This window comes from Duganella sp. Root1480D1, from assembly GCF_001427305.1.
Lineage (GTDB): Bacteria > Pseudomonadota > Gammaproteobacteria > Burkholderiales > Burkholderiaceae_D > Rugamonas.
The window spans coordinates 585870-606590 of sequence record NZ_LMFZ01000012.1 but is presented as its reverse complement, the minus strand read 5'-3'; the positions used below and the strand labels follow the sequence as shown (position 1 = coordinate 606590).

23 protein-coding genes are annotated in these 20721 nt (G+C 62.9%); 14 read left to right on the top strand and 9 right to left on the bottom strand.

The window, feature by feature from the left end; all coding sequences use genetic code 11:
• Position 1: 1 nt before the first annotated feature.
• From ctaD to ASD58_RS15115, 5 genes are read left to right on the top strand one after another with little or no spacing between them, the layout of a single operon-like run.
• A complete protein-coding gene (ctaD, locus tag ASD58_RS15130) occupies positions 2-1600 on the top strand; it encodes a cytochrome c oxidase subunit I (RefSeq protein ID WP_057261974.1) in 1599 nt (532 codons plus the stop codon).
• 48 nt (positions 1601-1648) lie between these two features.
• Positions 1649-1765, top strand: a complete 117-nt coding sequence (locus tag ASD58_RS32215) for a cytochrome oxidase small assembly protein (protein ID WP_229209989.1) — start codon at positions 1649-1651, stop codon at positions 1763-1765.
• A gap of 1 nt (position 1766) precedes the next feature.
• Entirely contained in the window at positions 1767-2315 is a 549-nt protein-coding gene (locus tag ASD58_RS15125; RefSeq protein ID WP_057261973.1) for a cytochrome c oxidase assembly protein, read from the top strand.
• 9 nt (positions 2316-2324) lie between these two features.
• On the top strand, positions 2325-2510 hold the full coding sequence (locus tag ASD58_RS15120; protein ID WP_057261972.1) for a DUF2970 domain-containing protein: 186 nt from the start codon (positions 2325-2327) through the stop codon (positions 2508-2510).
• A gap of 27 nt (positions 2511-2537) precedes the next feature.
• Complete coding sequence (locus ASD58_RS15115; RefSeq protein ID WP_057261971.1) at positions 2538-3401, top strand: cytochrome c oxidase subunit 3; 864 nt, start codon at positions 2538-2540, stop codon at positions 3399-3401.
• A 97-nt stretch (positions 3402-3498) separates the two neighbouring features.
• Here the strand turns inward: ASD58_RS15115 and ASD58_RS15110 are convergent, their stop codons facing one another.
• Positions 3499-3699, bottom strand: a complete 201-nt coding sequence (locus ASD58_RS15110; RefSeq protein WP_057261970.1) for a DUF2909 domain-containing protein — start codon at positions 3697-3699, stop codon at positions 3499-3501.
• 34 nt (positions 3700-3733) lie between these two features.
• Here ASD58_RS15110 and ASD58_RS15105 point away from each other — a divergent pair, with 34 nt between their 5' ends.
• From ASD58_RS15105 to ASD58_RS15075, 7 genes are read left to right on the top strand one after another with little or no spacing between them, the layout of a single operon-like run.
• Positions 3734-4465 (top strand): SURF1 family protein, encoded by a 732-nt coding sequence (locus ASD58_RS15105; protein WP_057261969.1) that lies wholly within the window; start codon positions 3734-3736, stop codon positions 4463-4465.
• Complete coding sequence (locus tag ASD58_RS15100) at positions 4452-5054, top strand: SCO family protein (RefSeq protein WP_057261968.1); 603 nt, start codon at positions 4452-4454, stop codon at positions 5052-5054. The genes ASD58_RS15105 and ASD58_RS15100 overlap by 14 nt, the downstream gene beginning before the upstream one ends.
• 10 nt (positions 5055-5064) lie before the next feature.
• Positions 5065-6204 carry a heme A synthase gene (locus ASD58_RS15095; RefSeq protein WP_229209988.1) on the top strand — a complete coding sequence of 380 codons (1140 nt, stop codon included), beginning with the start codon at positions 5065-5067 and terminating at the stop codon, positions 6202-6204.
• A gap of 2 nt (positions 6205-6206) precedes the next feature.
• Complete coding sequence (gene cyoE / locus ASD58_RS15090; RefSeq protein ID WP_057261967.1) at positions 6207-7082, top strand: heme o synthase; 876 nt, start codon at positions 6207-6209, stop codon at positions 7080-7082.
• A 5-nt stretch (positions 7083-7087) separates the two neighbouring features.
• Positions 7088-7666, top strand: coding sequence for an SCO family protein (locus ASD58_RS15085; protein WP_057261966.1), 579 nt, complete (start codon positions 7088-7090; stop codon positions 7664-7666).
• 19 nt (positions 7667-7685) lie between these two features.
• A complete protein-coding gene (locus ASD58_RS15080; RefSeq protein ID WP_057261965.1) occupies positions 7686-8729 on the top strand; it encodes an AI-2E family transporter in 1044 nt (347 codons plus the stop codon).
• Between the two features lie 9 nt (positions 8730-8738).
• A complete protein-coding gene (locus ASD58_RS15075) occupies positions 8739-9290 on the top strand; it encodes a heme NO-binding domain-containing protein (protein ID WP_057261964.1) in 552 nt (183 codons plus the stop codon).
• Here the strand turns inward: ASD58_RS15075 and ASD58_RS15070 are convergent.
• The 7 genes from ASD58_RS15070 to ASD58_RS15040 all read right to left on the bottom strand — a co-directional run bounded on the left by ASD58_RS15070 (position 9287) and on the right by ASD58_RS15040 (position 17980).
• Entirely contained in the window at positions 9287-10072 is a 786-nt protein-coding gene (locus ASD58_RS15070) for an ABC transporter substrate-binding protein (protein WP_057261963.1), read from the bottom strand. The genes ASD58_RS15075 and ASD58_RS15070 overlap by 4 nt on opposite strands.
• A 1-nt stretch (position 10073) precedes the next feature.
• The gene (locus tag ASD58_RS15065) at positions 10074-11411 is read right to left on the bottom strand and encodes a hemolysin family protein (RefSeq protein ID WP_057261962.1); all 1338 of its coding nucleotides are present in this window, start codon (positions 11409-11411) and stop codon (positions 10074-10076) included.
• Between the two features lie 88 nt (positions 11412-11499).
• Positions 11500-12957: an efflux transporter outer membrane subunit gene (locus ASD58_RS15060; protein WP_057261961.1), complete on the bottom strand. Its 1458-nt coding sequence runs from the start codon at positions 12955-12957 to the stop codon at positions 11500-11502.
• 12 nt (positions 12958-12969) lie between these two features.
• Positions 12970-14088, bottom strand: coding sequence for an ABC transporter permease (locus tag ASD58_RS15055; protein WP_057261960.1), 1119 nt, complete (start codon positions 14086-14088; stop codon positions 12970-12972).
• Positions 14089-14095: 7 nt separating this feature from the next.
• Positions 14096-15238 (bottom strand): ABC transporter permease, encoded by a 1143-nt coding sequence (locus ASD58_RS15050; RefSeq protein WP_057261959.1) that lies wholly within the window; start codon positions 15236-15238, stop codon positions 14096-14098.
• Positions 15235-16983 carry an ATP-binding cassette domain-containing protein gene (locus ASD58_RS15045; RefSeq protein ID WP_057261958.1) on the bottom strand — a complete coding sequence of 583 codons (1749 nt, stop codon included), beginning with the start codon at positions 16981-16983 and terminating at the stop codon, positions 15235-15237. The genes ASD58_RS15050 and ASD58_RS15045 overlap by 4 nt, the downstream gene beginning before the upstream one ends.
• A gap of 1 nt (position 16984) precedes the next feature.
• Positions 16985-17980, bottom strand: a complete 996-nt coding sequence (locus tag ASD58_RS15040; RefSeq protein WP_057261957.1) for an HlyD family efflux transporter periplasmic adaptor subunit — start codon at positions 17978-17980, stop codon at positions 16985-16987.
• 76 nt (positions 17981-18056) lie between these two features.
• On the opposite strand from ASD58_RS15040, the gene ASD58_RS15035 reads away from it, so the two are divergent.
• Positions 18057-18734 carry a CerR family C-terminal domain-containing protein gene (locus ASD58_RS15035; RefSeq protein ID WP_229209987.1) on the top strand — a complete coding sequence of 226 codons (678 nt, stop codon included), beginning with the start codon at positions 18057-18059 and terminating at the stop codon, positions 18732-18734.
• Here ASD58_RS15035 and nhaR read toward each other — a convergent pair.
• Positions 18688-19578, bottom strand: coding sequence for a transcriptional activator NhaR (nhaR, locus tag ASD58_RS15030; RefSeq protein WP_057261955.1), 891 nt, complete (start codon positions 19576-19578; stop codon positions 18688-18690). The genes ASD58_RS15035 and nhaR overlap by 47 nt on opposite strands.
• A 100-nt stretch (positions 19579-19678) precedes the next feature.
• Between nhaR and ASD58_RS15025 the strand changes: the two genes are divergently transcribed.
• Positions 19679-20719: a DUF475 domain-containing protein gene (locus tag ASD58_RS15025; protein ID WP_057261954.1), complete on the top strand. Its 1041-nt coding sequence runs from the start codon at positions 19679-19681 to the stop codon at positions 20717-20719.
• Positions 20720-20721: the final 2 nt, after the last annotated feature.

Genomic DNA, 20721 nt, shown 5'->3' with positions numbered 1-20721 from the left:
CATGAGCACTATCGATCACGCACACGATCACGCCCACGGCGACCACGATCACGCACACGATCATCCACACGGCCTGAGCCGTTGGCTGTTCGCGACCAACCACAAGGACATCGGTACCCTGTACATGTGGTTCTCCTTCATCATGCTGCTGTCCGGCGGCGTGCTGGCACTGATGATCCGTACCGAACTGTTCAAGCCTGGCCTGCAGTTCTTCCAGCCTGAGTTCTTCAACCAGCTGACCACCATGCACGGCCTGGTGATGGTGTTCGGCGCCATCATGCCGGCCTTCGTCGGCTTCGCCAACTGGATGATCCCGCTGCAGATCGGCGCCTCCGACATGGCGTTCGCCCGCATGAACAACTTCTCGTTCTGGCTGCTGCCTCCCGCCGCGATCCTGCTGGCTGGCTCGTTCTTCGTGCCGGGCGGCGCCACTGCGGCCGGCTGGACCCTGTACGCTCCGCTGTCGACCCAGATGGGCATCGGCATGGACATGGGTATCTTCGCCATGCACATCATGGGCGCATCGTCGATCATGGGCTCCATCAACATCATCGTCACCATCCTGAACATGCGCGCTCCCGGCATGACCCTGATGAAGATGCCGATGTTCTGCTGGACCTGGCTGATCACCGCCTACCTGCTGATCGCCGTGATGCCGGTCCTGGCAGGCGCCATCACCATGACCCTGACCGACCGTCACTTCGGCACCTCCTTCTTCAACGCCGCCGGCGGCGGCGACCCGGTGATGTACCAGCACATCTTCTGGTTCTTCGGTCACCCGGAGGTGTACATCATGATCCTGCCGGCCTTCGGCATCGTGTCGCAGATCATCCCGGCCTTCGCCCGCAAGCAACTGTTCGGCTACGCTTCGATGGTGTACGCCACCGCGTCCATCGCGATCCTGTCGTTCATCGTCTGGGCCCACCACATGTTCACCACCGGCATGCCGGTGACCTCGCAGCTGTTCTTCATGTACGCCACCATGCTGATCTCCGTGCCGACCGGCGTGAAGGTCTTCAACTGGATCGCGACCATGTGGAAAGGCTCGATGACCTTTGAAACCCCGATGCTGTTCTCGGTTGGCTTCATCTTCGTGTTCACCATGGGCGGCTTCACCGGCCTGATGCTGGCAGTGACCCCGGTCGACATCCAGCTGCAGGACACCTACTACGTGGTGGCGCACTTCCACTACGTGCTGGTGGCAGGTTCCCTGTTCGCGCTGTTCGCCGGCTTCTACTACTGGGCGCCGAAGTGGACTGGCCACATGTACAACGAGACCATGGGCAAAGCCCACTTCTGGCTGTCGCTGATCACCTTCAACGTAACCTTCTTCCCGATGCACTTCCTGGGCCTGGCCGGCATGCCGCGCCGTTACGCCGACTACCAGGCACAGTTCACCGACTTCAACTCGATCGCTTCGATCGGTGCTTTCGGTTTCGGCCTGAGCCAGGTGTTCTTCCTGTTCTTCGTTGTGCTGCCAACCATCCGTGGCGGCAAGCAAGCGGAAGCCAAGCCATGGGATGGCGCTGAAGGCCTGGAGTGGACCGTGCCGTCGCCGGCACCGTTCCACACCTTCGAAACGCCGCCGACTGTCAAGTAACAGCTGTATTTTTGGGGCGGCCAGTGCCGCTCCAATGAAGGAAGTACCATGTCTGACCCGAAGAAGCCGAATAGCAACCTGCGCCTGGCCCTGATCTTATTGTCGGTCGCCGTAGTGTTCTTTGTTTCCGTCATCGGCAAGCAATGGATGCTGGGGCACCACTGAAATGAGCCAGGAAAACAGCGGCAACAACAAGAAGCTGCTCGGCAAGCTGCTGGTCATAGCCGTCATGATGTTCGGCTTTGGCTATGCGCTGATCCCGGTATACAAGCACCTGTGCGAGGTGCTGGGCCTGAACCTGATCGATGGCAAGCCGCAGGAAGTCGCCAGGAACAGCCAGGTCGACATGAGCCGTGAAATCACGGTGGAGCTGGTGAGCAATGTGCAGGGCACCTTGCGTTTCCGCGCCACCCAGAATAGTGTGACCGTGCACCCTGGCGAAATGACGACGGTGGTGTACGAGGTGGTCAACAGCGTGGACCGCACGGTCAAGGCGCAAGCCGTGCCGAGCTACACGCCGATGGAAGTAACGCCGCACTTCAAGAAGGTGGAGTGCTTCTGCTTCAAGGAGCAGACGCTGAAACCGAGGGAGGCGCGGCAGATGCCCGTGGTGTTCTTCATCGATCCGGCGGTGCCGAAGAGTGTGAAGACCGTCACCCTGTCGTACACCTTTATCGAGGCGGGCGGCCTGGGCAACCAGACCGCAGCCAACTAAGGAAGGCAGATGGGATCGTTTTTGTATTCGATGAAAGCAGTGATCTGGTCGTTCTTCGGCCTGCGCCGCAAAAGCGATTTTGACCAGGACCAGGAGAAGATCAAGCCGGTCCACATCATCGTCGCCGGATTGCTGGGCGCGGCCCTGTTCATTGGCTTGCTGGTTTCGATCGTAAAACTCGTGGTTTCAAAGTAACTATTACAGGATTTTAGGGAGAACAAGATGAGCTCTAACAACGCTGCGGCACCGTACTACTTCGTGCCTGGTCCTTCCAAGTGGCCAATGCTGGCAGGTATTTCCCTGCTGGTGACCATGATTGGCGCATCCGCATGGGTCAACGACGCACCATGGGGCATGATCGTCAATAACATCGGTATCGTCATGACCCTGGCCGTGCTGTACTTCTGGTTCGGCGACGCCATTTCCGAGTCCGAAAAAGGCCTGTACTCCAAGCGCATCGACGTGTCCTATCGCTGGTCGATGGGCTGGTTCATCTTCTCCGAAGTGATGTTCTTCGGCGCCTTCTTCGGCGCGCTGTACTACGCCCGCTCGATCACCATGCCTTGGCTGGCCGACCTGGATCACAAGCTGATCTGGCCTGATTTCGCTGCCAACTGGAACGGCAACGTGGGTCCTGCCGGCACCGTGGACAACTACACCCCAATGGGCCCGTTCCCGATCCCGACCATCAACACCGCACTGCTGCTGGCTTCGGGCATGACCCTGACCATCTCGCACCACGCGCTGCAAGCTGCCAACCGTTCCAAGGCGATCTTCTGGCTGGCTGCTACCGTACTGCTGGGCGCAACCTTCATGGGTTTCCAGGCTTATGAATACATGCACGCTTACAGCGAACTGAACCTGAAGCTGACCTCGGGCATTTACGGCTCGACCTTCTTCATGCTGACCGGCTTCCACGGCTTCCACGTGACCATGGGCGCGATCATGCTGTCCGTCGTGCTGTTCCGCCTGATCCGCGGCGACATGAGCGCCGAACACCACTTCGCCTTCGAAGGCGCGGCATGGTACTGGCACTTTGTTGACGTAGTCTGGCTCGGCCTGTACGTGGTCGTGTACTGGATGTAAGACGCAGGTATAATTTACCGGCAAAAAAAGCCGCATCGGCCAGAACGCGCCCCAGGTCGCGCTCTGTGCAGATGTGGCTTTTTTGTTTTTAGGGCTGTTACCGGATACCGGTTGGCTTGATGTAGCCCAGTTTGGCCAGCACCAGGATGGTGATGAACAGCGCGATCGAGAAGCCGACGCGCAGTGCAAAGGCACGCACCATCTTCGGATTGGCCGATTTGCTGCGCATCATGCTGATGAAAGCCGAAGCCAGGCTGCCGATGATCAGCACGAAGGCGATGGCGACGAAGTATTTCATGGTAAATGGCCGGTTTCTGAGGAACACTTATTGTATGGCATTCCGCTTCCGCTTGATCCCTTTCCTGGCCACCCTGGTGCTGGTGGCGATCGGCATTACCGCCGGCCGCTGGCAGGATGGCCGCGCGGCGCAGAAGCTGGCGCTCGAGGCGCGCCTGGCGGCTGGCAACGCCGCGGCGCCGCTGGAGCTGGGCGCAACGCCGGCCGTTGCCGCCGAGGTGGAATTCCGCCGCGTGCGGCTGCAGGGCGAATGGGCCGGCAACTGGCCGGTCTACCTGGACAACCGTCCCCATGCCGGTAAGCCGGGCTTCTACCTGCTGATGCCATTGCGCCTGGCCGGCAGCGATATGCACGTTCTGGTGGCGCGCGGCTGGCTGCCACGCGATATGGCAGACCGCAACAAGCTGCCGTCCTACGCCACTGCGGCCGGCCCGGTAGTGGTCGAAGGCATCGCGCGCCTGGCGCCGGGCCATGTGATGCAGTTGGGCGAGGCGCCCAGGCTGGCGCCAGGCGCCATCGTGCAGAATGCGGATGCGGCGGCAATGGCTGCGGCGACGGGCTGGAAGTTCCAGCCGCTGGTGGTCGAGCAATCTTCGCCGGATGCGGCGGGCGCGCAGGCCGGCGGCGAAGCGCTGCAGCGCGACTGGCCGGCACCGGCCATGGGCGCGGACAAGCATAAAGCTTACGCCTTCCAGTGGTATGCACTGGCGGCAATGGCAGTACTTTTCTTTGTATTCACCGGGTTCAGAAAAAGTGGAAAACGCTAAACAAGACGAAAACCAGCGCCGCCGTGGCCGCTGGAACATGTTCGCCGTGCTGCTGGTTTGCGCGGCGCCGATCCTTGCTTCCTACATCACGTATTTCTTCATCAAGCCGGAAGGCCGCACCAATTACGGCGACCTGCTCGATCCGCGCATGCACCCGATCCCGGCCATGGCCAGCACCACGGTCGATGGCAAGCCGCAGACGCTGCAGGACTTCAAGGGCAAATGGCTGATGGTCAAGGTGGGCGGTTCCGCCTGCGACCAGAAATGCCAGGACATGCTGTTCATGATGCGCCAACTGCGCACCATGCAAGGCAAGGAAGCCGACCGCATCGAGCGCGTGTGGCTGATCACCGATCAGGAGCCGCTGGAAACCTTCATGCTGCGCGTGAACGACGGCACCCGCTTCCTGCGCGCGCCGGCCGACGCGGTGGCCAAGTGGCTGCCGCTGGAGCAGGGCGGCAAGGTGGAGGAGCATATCTACCTGATCGACCCGATGGGGCACCTGATGATGCGTTTCCCGAAAAACGCCGATCCTGCCAAGATCAAGAAAGACCTGGCCAAGGTGCTCAAGGCATCGGCCATCGGCTAAGGCGGGTGCCATGGACCATAACTCCTTTGCCCATATGGCGATTACGGCCCTGCTGGTGGCGTCGCTGCCGCTGTCGGCCGTCTGGATCTCCAGGGACACGAATAAATACCGCAAGCTGGTCTGGATCGCGGTCTTCCTGACTTTCGACCTGATCGTATTCGGCGCCTTCACGCGCCTGACCGATTCGGGCCTGGGTTGCCCGGACTGGCCGGGGTGTTATGGCGAGGCCAATCCTTTCATTGCGCATGAACAGATCCGCGCCGCCGAATCGCTGATGCCGACCGGCCCGGTCACCATGATGAAGGCCTGGATCGAGATGATCCACCGCTACCTGGCCATGGGCATCGGCGTGCTGATCGTCGCCATGATGGGCGTGGCGTGGTGGCGTTCGACCGGCAGGGGCCGTGCCGGGGCCGGTGCCGGCATGGCGCGCCGCATTCCGCCGGGCTATCCGACTTTCCTGTTCTTCTTCATCCTGCTGCAAGGCGCCTTTGGCGCCTGGACCGTGACGCAGAAGCTGCAGCCAATCTTCGTCACCGGCCACCTGGTGCTGGGCATGTCGCTGCTGGCGCTGCTGGCCTGGTTCGGCGGGAGCGAGGATCAATTGCATGCGCCGCTGCCGCGCGCCGCCGGCTCGCAGCTGGCACGCCTGCGCCGCATCCGCCTGCTGGCGGCGCTGTCCGGCGTGGTGCTGCTGGCGCAACTGGCGCTGGGGGCCTGGGTCAGTTCCAACTACGCGACCCTGGCTTGCAGCGAATTCCCGAAATGCGGCGGCGCCTGGATGCCCCAGATGGACTTCGAACATGGTTTCCACCTGTGGCGCGAATTGGGCAAGACTGCCGCCGGCCACTACCTGCCATTCGCGGCGCTGACGGCGATCCACTGGGTGCATCGCAACTTCGCTGCCGTGGTGGTGGTGGTGCTGGGCGCGACCGCCTGGCAGGCCTGGCGCGTCGACGGCCTGGGCAAGCATGCGCGCTGGATGGCGGCCGTGCTGGCACTGCAGGCATTGACCGGCGTGGCGACCATTTATTTCAACTTCCCGCTGGCCATTGCCGTGGTCCATAACGCAGGCGCGGCAGCCCTGGTGCTGTTGCTGACCATGATAAACTACAGGGCTAAGTACCTGGCTGCCCCCGCCTACCAATAACAATGAAATCCTCCACCTCCCGCATGGCCCAATACTGGGCCCTGACCAAGCCGCGCGTGACGCAGCTCGCCGTGTTTTGCGCCGTGATCGGCATGTTCCTGGCGAGCGATGGCATGCCTGACTGGCGCGTGGTGATCGCGGCGACTGCCGGCATCTGGCTGCTGTCGGGCGCCGCGTTTGCGGTCAACTGCCTGGCCGAGCGCGAAATCGATGCCCGCATGGCGCGTACCGCGCGCCGCCCGATGGCAATGGGCGACATCACCGTTCCCCAGACCGTGGTGTTTGCGGCCGTGATCGGCGGCGCCGGCATGTGGATCCTGCACCAGCTGGTCAATCCGCTGACCATGTGGCTGACCTTTGTCACCTTCGTCGGCTACGCCGTGATCTACACCATGATCCTGAAGCCGGCCACGCCGCAGAACATCGTGATCGGCGGCCTGTCCGGCGCCATGCCGCCGGCCCTGGGCTGGGCCGCCATTGCCAACGATGTGCCGATGCAAGCCTGGCTGCTGGTGCTGATCATCTTCGTCTGGACTCCGCCGCACTTCTGGGCGCTGGCCATGTACCGCAAGGCCGACTATGAGCGTTCCGGCCTGCCGATGCTGCCGGTCACGCACGGTATGGGCTTCACCGCCTTCCACGTCTGGCTGTATTCGATCATCCTGGCAGCCACCACGCTGCTGCCGTTCGCCGTGAAGATGAGCGGCCTGATTTACCTCGCCAGCGCGATTGTGCTGAACGCGGTATTCTTGTACTACGGCTGGCGCATCTACAAGCATTACAGCGATATCGTTGCGCGCAAGGCTTTCACCTGGTCCATCATCTACCTGTCGCTGCTGTTCGCGGCGCTGCTGGTCGACCACTACTTCAAGTTCTGAACACAATGAAAAAACTGTTTGCGGCGCTGTTCATGCTGCTCGCGCTGGCCGCTTGCGGCGAGAAGCAGCTCAAGTTTGAAAACACCGACCTGACCGGCCTCGGTTACGGCAAGGGTTTTTCGCTGAACGACCATACCGGCAAGCCGGTAACGCTGGATTCCTACAAGGGCAAGGTGGTGGTGCTGTTCTTCGGCTTCACCCACTGCCCTGACGTTTGCCCGACCACCATGGCTGAAATGTCGGCCGTGATGAAGGAACTAGGCCCGGACGCCGACAAGGTGCAGGTGCTGTTCGCCACCCTCGACCCTGAGCGCGATACCAAGGAGCTGCTGTCGCAGTACGTGCCGGGCTTCGACTCGCGTTTTGTTGGCCTGTACGGCACGCCGGAGCAGGTTGCCGCTACCGCCAAGGAGTTCAAGGTGTTTTACCAGAAGGTGCCGGGCAAGACTCCCGACAGCTACACCATCGACCACACGGCTGGCAGCTATGTGTTCGACAAAAGCGGCAAGCTGCGCCTGTTCCTGCGCCACAACGGTGGAGCGGCGCCTATCGTGCACGACCTGAAGCTTCTCGTCGCCAACTGATTCCTGATAAGCTAAGGGCATGGAACAACGATTTCAGCCCTATAGCCGCCTGGCAGCCATTGTATTTCTCGTCATTGGCTGCCTGTACGTCCTGCGCCCCTTCCTGGCCGGCATCCTGTTTGCCGCCGCCATCGCAATTTCCTCCTGGCCCCTGTACCAACGCCTGCTGGCTCGCCTGAAAGGGCGGCGCAACCTGGCCGCGGCGGTGATGACGGTGTCGCTGGTGCTGATCATCGTCTTGCCTTTGACGCTGGTGACCTGGAATATCGCCGACAGCGTGACACACTTTTACCGCGGGGCGCGCGACGCGCTTGATGCAGGCGGCTTTGAGCCGCCGGCCTGGCTGCGCCAGTTGCCCCTGGTGGGCGAAGCGGTCGAATCCTACCTGCGCCAGATCCTGAGCAGCAAAGAGGAACTGCTGGCCGTGGCCAAGAAATACGTGGAACCGGCCCGCAATATCCTGCTGAATAGCGGCATCGTGCTTGGCGCCGGCGTGGCGCAGGTCAGCCTGGCCGCCTTTGTCTCCTTCTTCCTGTATCGCGACGGCCATAACATCGTGACTGCGCTGGAAGTGGGCATGAACAAGATCATGGGCGAGCACGCGGTCGAAGTGGCGGAAACCGTTAGCCGCACCGTCACCGGCGTGATGTACGGCATGCTGGGCACTGCGCTGGCGCAAGCTGCCGTGGCGGCGGTAGGCTTCCTGATCGCGGGCGTGCCCGCCGTGGCCTTGCTGTCGGTGGCTACGTTCATCTTCTCCCTGGTGCCGGTGGGGCCGCCTTTGATCTGGGGCGGCGCGGCGATCTGGCTGTTCTCGCAAGGCATGACTGGCTGGGGCATCTTCATGCTCATCTACGGCACAGTCGTCATCAGCGGCGTAGATAACGTGGTCAAGCCGATCCTGATCTCGCGCGGTTCCAGCCTGCCGTTCGCGCTGGTACTGCTTGGGGTAATGGGGGGCGTGCTGGCCTTCGGTTTTGTCGGGCTGTTCATCGGACCGACGCTGCTCGCGGTGGCGCTTGGCCTGCTGAGAAACTGGACCAAGGTCAAACCTGTCGTGTAGGAGGGCGCCATGAAAGGCATCGTGTTCACGGAGTTCATGGAGTTGGTCGAGGGCCGCATGGGCCTGGAAATGCTGGACCGGATCATCACCGAAGCCAAGTTGCCAAACGACGGCGCCTACACCTCGGTTGGTACCTACGATCACGCCGAACTGGTACGCCTGGTGCAAGCGCTTTCCGACGCCAGCGGCGTCAGTATGCCGCAGTTGATCCATATGTTTGGCGAACACCTGTTCCAGCGCTTCAGCGTGAGCTACCAGCCGCTATTTGCCGATAGCCATAGCGCCTTTGATTTCCTGTCCCACATCGACGACGTGATCCATGTCGAAGTGCGCAAGCTGTACCCGGACGCCGAATTGCCGTCGCTGCCTTGCGAACGTCCATCCCCGGACAGGCTGCTGATGCACTACAGCTCCCCACGCGGTTTGGGCGACCTGGCGGAAGGCTTGATTGCCGGCTGCATCAAGCACTTCGGCGAAAACATCGCCGTTACCCGAACCGACTTGCCGAAGGAAGGCGCGCTGCATCGCGCGCGCTTTGAACTCGTCCGGCGAAGCGCTTAGCGCACCAGCATCGCCAGCGCCCGTTCGGGACTGGTATGCCGTTCCATGATGGTTTTGACGGTGCCGTCCTCGCGCATGGCACGCAATGCCTGCTCCATTTTCGTGGCCGGCGCATCGGCGACCAGGCGGGAAATGACCAGCGATCCCTGGACGTTCTCGCGCGGCACCAGGTCCAACACGCGGAACTGGCCGCGCAGATGGGCATCGCGGTGCAGGGCGTCGATATTGCTGCTTAACTGAAGGATGGCGTGCACGCGGCCGTACTGGAACAGCCGCAGCAGCGTGCTGTAGTCGGGTGTGTCGTACACGCGGCCCTGCTTGCGCAGGCGGTCAAGCCAGGCGTCGTAAGTCGTGCCGTGCCTGAAACCCTTGATGACGGCCACTTTGAGCTCCGGCCGTGCCGCGAATTGTTCCAGCGTGGCGGCATGCGCTGCCGCCTCGTTGCGCAGCAGGAGCATATTGCGCGACTGCAGGTAAGGCGTGAAGCGTGCAAAGCTTTCGCGCTCGGGCGTGGCAATGCCGGACATGGTCATGTCCAGCGTGCCTTCCTTCAGCATGGTCCAGATGCGGATACGCGAATCGCGTGTCATGCGCAGCTCGCAGCCGGTGCGGCGCGCCAGTTCGTCGACGATGTCCTTGTCGATGCCGGACCATTGCGCGCCGCTGTGGTAGTACAGGGCGCCGTGTTCGTACATGGCGACGGTGTAGGGGCCGCAGGTTGCTGCCATTGCGCTGCCGGCAAGGCAGGCCGCAATGGCAATCAGGGTACCGCGCAGTAGCATATCAATCCTGTTCGTCGGAATCCGGCGGCAGGTTGCGCGGGATTACCTTTACCAACAGTATACGCGGGCCATTCATCTTTTTCACCACCAGGTCGAAGGCGTCGAATTCGACGCGCTGGCCCTGTTTCGGGATGTCGCCGAGCTTCAGCATGATCAGGCCACCGACCGATTCCACTTCGCCCAGGCCCATTTCCTCGTTCTCGATGTCGGCGCCGAGAATGCGCTCCAGCGAGAAGATCGGCAGGCTGGCCTTACCGATCAGCGAGCCGTCCGGCTGCTTGAGCCAGTCGTTTTCGTTGAGCCGGAACTCGTCGTGGATTTCGCCCACCATGGCGCCCAGCAGGTTGTCCAGCGTGAGGAAGCCGACCGGGCGCTTGCCTTTTTCGCCGATCAGGGCGAAGTGCGGCGCGCCGTCCTTGAAGCGGCGGAACAGCTCCAGTGCAGGGGTGCGGGCGGAAATGGTCTCGACCGGGCGCAGGAAGCCCGACAGGTTTTTCAGCTCCTTGCGCGATTGCAGTGCGAAGAACAGGTCCTTCAGGTGCACCACGCCCAGCACGCTGTCGCCTTCCTCATCGAAGTAGGGGTAGCGGCTGAAGCGGTTGCGCACCACGGTGTCGAGGTTTTCGTCCATCGAGCGGTCGGCGTGCAGCGCGATCACTTCATTGATCGGACGCATCAGGTCGGCCACGCGCAATTGCGAGAAGTCCAGCGAGTTGGCCAGGATATTGCGTTCATCCTTGTTGAAGGATTCGCCGGGCTGGCTGGTGCGCAGGATCAGCTTCAGTTCGTCGGTCGAGTAGTGCGACTCGTGGCCGCCAGCGTTGCCCAGGCCGGCCAGGCGCAGCACTGCGTTGGCGCTCTGGTTCAGCAACCAGATGGCCGGGTACATGGTCCAGTAGAAAGCGTACAGCGGGATGGCGCTCCACAGCGCGACCGCTTCAGGAATGCGGATGGCCAGCGATTTCGGCGCCAGCTCGCCCACCACGATGTGCAGGAAGGAGATGGTGACGAAGGCGAATATGAAGGAAATGCCGTGCACGATCTCCGGCGAAGTGATGCCAAGGAGAGTGAGCAAGGGTTCCAGCAGGCGGGCGAAGGCCGGTTCACCGATCCAGCCCAGGCCGAGCGAGGCAAGGGTAATACCCAATTGGCAGGCGGACAGGTAGGCATCGAGCTGGCCGTGGACCTTGGCCAGGATGCGGCCGCGCAGGCCCTGGGTCTTTTCGATGGCACGCACGCGGGTGCGGCGCAGGGTGACGATGCTGAATTCAGCGGCGACGTAGAAGCCGTTCAGTGCTACGAGGAAGAGTGCGAAAATTACGAGTAAAAGGTTGTCCATAAGCGCCCTAAGGCGGGGAGTCGAAAACCTCTATCTTATCCGACCCGGAGCCAAGCTCGCGCAATTCTGATAATTTCTTGGTAGAAAGCTACGGTTGCGGGGCCAGCCCGCTGGCTTTGCAAATGGCCAGCAGGCGCAGTGCGAGCTCGCTGTCGCTGGCGGCGCGCTCGCGCTGCACGGCGAGCATGGCGCGCTGCGCTTGCAGTACCGGCAGTTGGTCGCTCATGCCGCGGCGTGCACGTGCGGTGGCCAGTTCCAGCATGGCGCGGGTGCTGGCTTCCCTTGCGCTGAGCGCTTGCTGGCGCTGGCGCGCGGCGGCGTAGGCGGACAGCGCGTCATCCATTTCGTGCCAGGCTTTCAGGACGGTTTTCTGGAAGTTGATGGCGGCTTCCTGTTCTTCGAGCCGGCGCAGTTCGACCGTCGCGCGGCGGCGGCCATTGTCGAACACGGGCAATTGCAGGCTGGGTCCAAGCGACCATTGGCGGCTGCCCCAGTCGCCAAACTTCCCAATGTCGAGCGATTCGAAGCCGAGCGACAAGCCAAGCGTGATGCGCGGATAGAGGTCTGCCACCGCCACGCCGATCCTGGCGGTGGCAGCTTGCAGGCGCGCTTCCGCTGCCTGGATGTCGGGCCTGTGCCGCATGACTTCGCCCGGTACGCCCAGTGCCAGGTCGGGCCCGCTGGGCGCGGCGGCGCCACCCGCCGCCGTCAGTTGCTCCCGCAGCGCGCCGGGCGGCTTGGCGAGCAACATGGTCAGCCTGTTGCTGGCGGCGGCTTCCTGCTCCAGCAATGCCGGCATGCGGCCTTCCAGTTCGGCCAGGGCTGCGCGCTGCTGTTCGGCTTCAAGGTCGCTGGCAAGCCCGCCGCGCTGGCGTGCCGTCACCAGCGCCGCCATGTCGCGCGCTGCGGCCAGATCCGCCAGCAGCAATTCCTGCTGGCGCTGGGCGGCGCGCATTTCATAGTAGTTGCGTGCCACCTCGAGCTGCACTGCCAGTTGCACGTCACGCAGGACCGAGCTGGCTTCGGCCATGCCGGCATCGGCCGCCTCCACGCTGCGCCGCACGCGTCCCCACAAGTCCAGCTCCCAGACGGCATCGAAGCCAGCCTGGTACAGCGCGAATGGATCGCTGAGCTTTTCGATCAGCACATCGCGGTTGGCCGGCGCGATTGCATCAACCATGCGCGTGCCGGCGCCGGATTCCGACTGGCGCTGCCGCGTGGCGCCGGCACGGGCCGTAAGCTGCGGCCCCTCGGCGCCGGCCGCCACATTGCGTGCCATCCTGCTTTGTGCGAAGCGTAGCGTTGCCGATCGCACGTCGAAGCTCGCTGCCACGGCCTGTTGCTGCAAATCGCGCAGTACCGGGTCGGCGAAGCGGGCAAACGATTCGGCCGAGCCGGTAGCCAAGCCGGTCTCGCGCAGTGCCGCTGCTCCGCCGTGCCAATCGCCGTAGGATGCTGGCGCTTGCACATCCGGCTCGTGGTAGTCTGGTCCGAGCGCGCAAGCAGCCAGCGACAGGCAAAGCGGGAAAATGGTGAACGTTTTCATGATGGTTCCAGTTCAGGCCAGGCGGTGGCGGAACAGCCATGCCGCCAGCGGCAGCGTTATCAACGCAATCAACAGCAGCGGCACCATATTCGGCCACAACAAGCCGAGGCCGACGCCTTCCAGATAAACCCGCTGCACCATGTCGATGGCAAAGCGCAGGGGATTCGCCATGGTCACGACTTGCAGCACTTCCGGCATGTTCCGCACCGGCGTAGTGAGCCCGGACAGCAGCATCATCGGCATCACCAGCACGAAGGTGTACAGCATGGCCTGCTGCATATTCAGCGAAACGGCCGAAATCGACAGGCCGATGCCAACGCTGGCAACCGTGAACAGCGTCAGCCCGGCGTAAATGGACAGCAGCGAGCCGGCCATCGGCACCCCGAACCAGAGCCGCGTGACGAGCAGGATCAGCGTCGATTGCAGCAGGCCGATCATGATGGGAGGCACGGCCTTGCCGATCATGATGTCGATTGGCGTCAGCGGCGTGACGAGCAATTGGTCGAAGGTGCCTTGCTCGCGCTCGCGCGCCACGGACAGGGCGGTCAGCAGCAGGGTTTGCAGCATGCTCAGGGCAGCGATCATGCCGGGCATCAGGTACCAGCGTGTTTCCAGGTTCGGATTGAACCAGGCTCGCGATTCAATGCGTAGCGGCGCCTGCGTGCCGCCGTGCTGCTCGCGCCACTGGCGGTTGAAGTCGGCCACGACGGCGCCAACGTAGCCTGCGGCAGAACCGGCCGTATTGGAGTTGCGTCCATCCAGCACGATTTGCAGGGGTGACGCATCGCCCGCATACAGGCGGCGTTCGAAGTCGGCGGGAATGCTGATGGCGAGCAGCGCTTTTTCGCTGTCGATTGCGTCACGCATGGCTTCCTGCGTTTCAAAAGTGAGCATGCGGCGGAAGGTGCCGCTGGCATCCAGCTTGGCCAGCAGTTCGGCGGAAGCGGCGCTGCGGCTGGCGTCATTCAACGCATACGGCACATACGTCAGGTCGTAGGTGGCAGCGTAGCCGAATAGCAGGCTTTGCACGATAGCCGGCACCACCAGGATGAAGCGGCTCTTAGGGTCCTTCAGCACCGCCAGGAATTCCTTGCGGACGATGACGGCGATGCGGCGGAAGAAATTGATCATGTCGGCCTCAGTCCAGTCGTTTCCGGGTGACCGCGCGGGCGATGCCGAGCAACAGCACGGCATAGGCGGCGAGGATGGCGCAATTACGCAAGATGAGCGGCCAGACATTCCCGGCCAGGAACAGGGTCTTGACCAGCTCCATGAAATAGGTGGCGGGCAGGATGCGCCCCACCACCTGCACCGCCAACGGCACATTTCGCAAGTCGAACAGGAAGCCGGACAGCATCAGCGACGGCATGAAGCTGCTGACCAGGGCGAGCTGGCTGGCCAGGAACTGGTTCCTGGTCGCGGAAGAAATCAGCAACCCCATGCCGACTGCCACGACCAGGTACAGCATGGAGGCGACGATAATGACCAGCAGCGATCCCTGCATCGGCACCTTGAACAGGAAGCGGGCGGCGGCCAGGCAAAGGAAGAGGCCCATCATGCCGACGCAGAAGTAGGGGATGACCTTTGCCAGCAGGATCTCGACCGGCCGCACCGGCGTGACGAACAGCGCTTCCAGCGTGCCGCGCTCCCACTCGCGCGCCATCACCAGGGCAGTGAGGAAGGCGCCCACCAGCGTCATGATCAGCACGATCAGTCCAGGTACCAGATACCAGGTACTGGTGTTGGCGCTGTTGTACCACATGCGTTGTTCGATGCGCACGGCGCCGTTGGCAGGCATGGCATCGGCGTGGGCTGCGCTGCCAAGGCGTTCGGCGCGGCGGGCACTCCATTGCTGCAGCGCGCCACTGGCGTAGTTCAGGATGATGGCGGCGCGGTTGGCTTCTGCGCCATGCACGATGATTTGCACGGCTGCCGAGCCTGCGGCAACGTCGCGCGTGAACGTGGCCGGAATGCGGACGATGGCGTCCACGCGGCGCTCGCGCATCAGGGCCCCTGCGTCGTGCATCGAGGCTACCGGGAGCGGGGCGAAGGCGGGCGACAGGCTGAATCCTGCCACGGCTTCCTGGGCGGTGGGTGAACTGTCTTCCATCACGATGGCAATGGGCGCGTTCTTCACGTCCAGCGAGAGGCCATAGCCGAAAATCAGGATCAGCACGATGGGCAGGGCGATACCGATTGCCATATTCGATGCGTCGCGCAGGAGCTGGCGGAATTCCTTGCGCACCAGCGCTGTCAGGCGGGAGCGGAAGCCGCTGCTCATGGCGCGCCTCCATTGCGGTTTTTTTCGACGATGGCGATGAAGGCTTTCTCCATGTTGCCGGCATTCCCCGCCTGAGCGCGGACTTCACGCGGCGTGCCGATGGCGAGCAGCTTGCCGGCGTCCTGGATCACGATGCGGTCGCAGTACTCGGCTTCTTCCATGAAGTGGGTGGTCACCACGATGGTGACGCCTTGCTCCGAGAGCGTGGTGATGCGGCGCCAGAACTCGCGCCTTGCCAGCGGATCGGCGCCACTGGTTGGTTCGTCGAGGAAGAGTACTTCCGGTTCGTGCAGCAGCCCGGTTGCCATGGCGAGGCGCTGCTTGAAGCCGCCGGGCAGTTGGCCGCTGGGCATATGTTCTTGTCCGCGCAGCTGGAATTCGTCCAGCACCTGGCTGGTGCGTTGTTCCAGTCGCTTGCCATACAAGCCATAGGCGCCGCCGAAGAAGTCGAGGTTTTCCCGCACCGTCAGGTTGCCGTACAGGGCGAATTTCTGCGACACATAGCCAACTTTCGCGCGGGCTTGCGCGCGGGCGTGGCGCAGGTTGACACCCGCTACTTGCAGGAAGCCGGAGCTGGCGGGAAGAAGCCCGCACAGCATGCGGAAAGTGGTGGTCTTGCCGGCGCCATTAGGGCCCAGCAAGCCGAATATCTCGCCGCGCGCGACGCTGAAACTGGTGCTCGCCACGGCCGTGAAGTCACCAAACTTGCGCACCAGGTCGCGCACCTCGATCATCGGCTCCCCATTTGCCGCAACCTTGCCGGTCTCCTGGAACGCCCTGTGCTCCACCGCAGCGGCCGGCGATGGCGGGGCGGCACGCAGCAGCATCATGAACCCATCTTCCAGCCGCGCCGGCGCGGGCTTGGCCGGCAAGCCGTCAAGCAAGCGTGCCACCGCGCCATCCGAAGCATCCGGGCGGCGGATAAACCGCACATGCCCGCCTTCCGGCACCGCATCCACCACCAGCTCCCGCGCATCGATCAAACGCGCCTGCAAGCCGCGCGCAGACTCGCCGGCGCGCGGCATGGCTGTAAAACACAAGCCTTCAGCGCGGGAACGTAATTCGCCAGGCGCCCCCGACGCCAGCAGCCGCCCCTCATGCATCACAAACACCTGCTGGCAGCGCTCCGCTTCGTCCATGTAGGAGGTGCTGACAATCACCGACAGCCGTTCCTCATCCACCAGCTGCTGCACGATCTCCCACAGCTCGCGCCGCGACAAAGGGTCGACGCCAACTGTCGGCTCATCGAGCAGCAACAACTCGGGCAATCGCACCAGCGTACAAGCCAGTCCCAGCTTCTGCTTCATCCCGCCGGACAATTTGCCGGCCGGCCGCGAAGTGAATTGCGCCAGGTCAGTCATATGCAGCAGCCGTGCGAAACGCTTACGCCGCACGTGCGCCGGCACGCCATGCAGGTCTGCGTACAGGTCCATGTTCTCCTGCACGCTCAAATCCTCGTACAAGCCAAAGCGCTGCGGCATATAGCTGATGCGGTCCTGCACCTCCTGGGGGCGGGCCGCAACATCGATGCCCAGTACCGACAGGTTTCCGCCACTGGGCGCCAGCAAGCCCGCCGCCATGCGCAGCAAAGTAGTCTTGCCCGCGCCATCCGGCCCGACCAGCGCCGTCAGCGCACCGGAAGCGACCTCCAACGATACGTCGCGCACGGCCTCCACAGGCGCGGCTGCGCCCTTGACGTTGAAATGGCGGGACAGGCCACGCCCGCTGAGGACGGCCGCGTCCATGCTATTTCCCGAGCGCGATCCGCACAGTCGCCGGCATCCCCATGCGCAGCACATCGGCCTTGTCGTCAGCCAGCACGCGCACCTCGTAAACCAGCGCCGTGCGCAATTCCTCGGTCTGCACGGTTTTTGGCGTGAACTCGGCCACCGAGGATATGTAGCCGATCTTGCCCGCCAGCGTCTTGCCCGGCAGGCTGTCGATGGCGATGCTGGCGGCGGTGCCCGGCTTGATACGCCCCAGGTCGGCCTCGCGCACGTAAGTACGCACCCATTTTGGATCGGCAATCGCCAGCGTATAAACCGGCCTCTGAGGCGACGCCATGTCGCCAGCTTCCATCAGCCGCGCGCGTACCACGGCGTCGACAGGCGCCTTCAATGAAGCTTCGCCAAGCTGGTATTGCAGTAGCGCGATGGCCGCATTGGCCGCATCGAGTTGTGCCTGGGCCTGCGCTATATCCTCGCGGCGCGGACCGTGCTGGGCCAATTGCTGTCCCTGGCGCGCCTGTTCCAGCGCCGCTTGCGCGGACTTGGCCCGGGCGCGGGCCGCATCGACATCCTGCAGGCTGACGGCGCGGCCGCTGCTGTCCTGCTGCACGGCCAGCACCCGATCCAGTTGCTGGCGCGCGAGTTCCGCTTCCGCCTGTGCGGCGTTGGTGTGGGCGCGCGACTGCGCCACTTCTTCGGGCCGCGTACCAGCCTTGAGGCGGGCCAGCGCTTGCTGCTGGGCGGCGGCCTGCGCTTCGGCTTCGGCCAGACGCAAATGCAGGGCCCGGGTATCGAGTTCCGCCAGCACCTGGCCGGCATGTACTTTCTGGCCTTCTTCCACCAGCACGCGCGCCAGCCGTTCGCTGGCAGGGAAGGCGAGGGCCACCTGCCGCAGGTCGACGTTCCCGTACAGAACCAGCTCCTTGTCGTTGGGCGCCGGCCGGCTCCAGTACCAGGTGCCAGCGGCAATGGCTGCTGCAGCCGCAATGGCAATTCCAACAAGTTTCTTGTTCATGGCAGAACCTCCTGCGGAAATTCTACATCAAATTCAAATTTGGATTTGAAATTGTTTTCGACGTAAAATGCGAGCCATGCAAAAAAAGACTGCAACCCGTGCCAGCCGCCAGGACGGCGACGCCACCCGCCAAGCCCTGTTGGACGTGGCAGGGCAGGTGTTCGCAGAGCGCGGCTTTGCCGACGCCACCAGCAAGGACATCTGCGCCCGCGCCGGCACCAATATCGCTGCCGTCAATTATCACTTCGGCAGCCGCGGCGCGCTATACGAAGCGGTGCTGGTGGAAGCACACCATCATTTGCTCAAGCTTGAGGATATGCAGGAAATCGCGGCGCGCGACTTGGCGCCGCACGACAAGTTGCGCATGATCTTGCGCGGCATCGTGCTGCGGGCCACAGGGCCGGATGCCCACTGGGGGGCGCGCGTCGTGATCCGTGAGCTGATGGCGCCGACCGAACATGCGCCGGCGCTGGTACACAAGGCCATCGCGCCCAAAGCCACGGTCATGCTGGGATTGGTGTGCGAAATCATCGGCCTGCCGCCGACCACGCCGGGCCTGCAACGCGCCCTGTTTTTCCTGATGTCGCCCTGCCTGGCGCTGCTGGTCGCTCCGCGCGAAATGCGCAGCAAGCTGTTTCCCGCGCTGGGCGATGATGCCGAAGGCCTGGTCGACGATATGATGACTTACGCCAGCGCCGGCCTGGACGCTATCGCTGCGAAATATTCAGCATCGCCTCGACCACGGGGTGGCTGATGCGCCGCTCGCTGGAGATGGCGTAGAACTGTTCCTGCAGCTCGGGAGCCGGCCCCACCGGCACGGCGCCAAACTGCTCCAGCATATCGCCTGCCAGCGCCGCCGGCGCGAAGAACAGGCCCATGCCGCTGCGGCCGAAAGTATTCAGCATCGCGCTATCCTCGAATTCCCCCACCACGTCAGGCCGCACGCCCTGCTCCAGCAGCCAGGCGTCGATGCGGCCGCGCAGCGCGGTATTCCGGGTTGGCAGCAGGAGCGGGGCGCCGTTCAGGCTTGCCGGGAAATCCCTGCCATATTTGCGGGCCAGGGCCCGCACGCCAAACAGCTGCATTTCACTTTCGCCCAGCAGGTGGCTGAACACCCTTAACGATGCGCTGGCCCGCACCGGGCGGTCGGTGAGCACCACGTCCAGCTTATGCAAGGCCAGTTCCGCCAGCAAGGCGTCAAACTCGCCTTCGGTGCAGACCAGGCGCACCGGCGTATCCGGCGGCAGCGCCGCCTGCAGGTAGTGCGCCGCGATCAGCTTGGGCATGGAGTCCGAAATGCCGACCGTCAGCCGGATTTTGCCGGCATCAACTTCCTCCAGTGCCTCCTGCATCCGGTCGCCAAGCTGGAAAATCTGCTCGGCGTAAGTGAGCGCCACCCGGCCCGCCTCGGTCGGGACCAGGCGGCGTCCCTGCTGGGTCAGCAGCGACTTGCCGATTGATTGTTCCAGCGCCGCGATTTGCGTGCTGACCGTCTGGATGGCCAATCCCAGCCGGTCGGCAGCCCGGGTCACGCTGCCTTCGGCGGCAACCATGCGGAAGAAGTAGAGGTGGCGAAAGTTCAGGCCGGTAGTTTTCATGGTTCTGTTTTTACGAAGTAATACTTCGATTATCTTCTATTTTTAAAAAGCCGTGCCGCCCTTAGACTGGCCGGACTTATCAACGAGAAAGGGTCAACCGATGAAGCACTTCAGGATCTCATTCCTGGTCTCCTTCATCTGTCTTGCTGTGGCAGGCTGGTGGGGGTACCAACAAACTGGCGTCAGTGGCGCCCTGGCGGCCCTGTGGATCGCCTTTATCCTGAGCGTGATGGAAGTCTCGCTCTCCTTCGACAACGCGGTTGTCAATGCCTCCGTCCTGAAAAACTGGGACGAATTCTGGCAAAAGCTGTTCCTGGGTGTCGGCATCATCATCGCGGTATTCGGCATGCGCCTGGTATTCCCGCTGGTGATCGTGGCGGTGGCGGCAGACCTCAGCATCCCCGATGTGTGGACGCTGGCGCTGAACGATCCGAAAGCCTTCTCGACTCACCTGACCAACCACCACGCTGAAGTGGCGGCATTTGGCGGCATGTTCCTGCTGATGGTGTTCCTGAACTTCATCCTCGACCATGAAAAGCAGATGCACTGGCTGGGCAATGTGGAACGCAAGCTGGGTGCGCTGGGCAAGGTGTCTTCGATCGCCATCATGATCTCGATGGGCGTGCTGTTGGGTAGCCTTGGCATCGTCGATGAATCGCAGAAGTTCATCGTGCTGGTAGCCGGCATGTGGGGCTTGCTGACCTATGTTGGCGTGGATGCGCTGTCGACCTGGATGGAAAAGGGCGAAGAAGGCGGCGTGAATGCCGGTGAGCTGGTCAAGCGCGGCGGTGTCGGCGGCTTCCTCTACCTGGAAGTGCTGGATGCTTCGTTCTCCTTTGATGGCGTGATCGGCGCCTTCGCCATTACCAGCGATGTTGTGATCATCATGCTGGGCCTGGCCATTGGCGCGATGTTCGTGCGTTCGATGACGGTCTACCTGGTGCACAAGGGCACGCTCGAGGAATACGTCTACCTGGAGCACGGCGCGCACTACGCGATCGGCATCCTGGCGGTGATCATGTTGGCGAGCATGAAGTTCCATATTCCGGAAGTGATTACCGGCCTGATTGGGGTGGCATTTATCGTGGCATCGCTGTGGTCTTCGATCCGTCACAAGAAACTTGAATTGAAGGGAGCATGAAA